Annotated in this window: 1 protein-coding gene; it reads right to left on the bottom strand. The window is 64.9% G+C overall.

Features of this window, described 5'->3' with window-relative positions; genetic code table 11:
- Positions 1-11: 11 nt before the first annotated feature.
- A partial coding sequence (locus B4920_RS26850) for a hypothetical protein (RefSeq protein WP_216820088.1) occupies positions 12-259 on the bottom strand: 248 nt, incomplete at its 5' end.

Here is a 259-nt window from a genome sequence, read left to right as displayed (position 1 = left end):
CCGATTGCGGATCAGTAGCTCTGCTGGTGCACGTCCATCACGGCGCGGCCTGAGGGGTCGGCCATCTCCTTGAACTTGGCATCCCACTCCAATGCGGTCGGGGTAGAGCAGGCGACCGACTTGCCGTAGGGCACGGTGCGGGCGTCGGACTCCAGCGGGAAGTGCTCGTCGAAGATGGCGCGGTAGAAGTAGGCCTCCTTGGTGAGCGGGGTGTTGACGGGGAAGCGGAACGCCGCCGCCTCGAACATCTGATCCGTCA

The sequence above is a fragment of the Zoogloea sp. LCSB751 genome (genome assembly GCF_002028455.1).
In the GTDB taxonomy this organism is placed as follows: domain Bacteria; phylum Pseudomonadota; class Gammaproteobacteria; order Burkholderiales; family Rhodocyclaceae; genus Zoogloea.
This window is presented reverse-complemented; position numbering and strand designations above follow the sequence as displayed.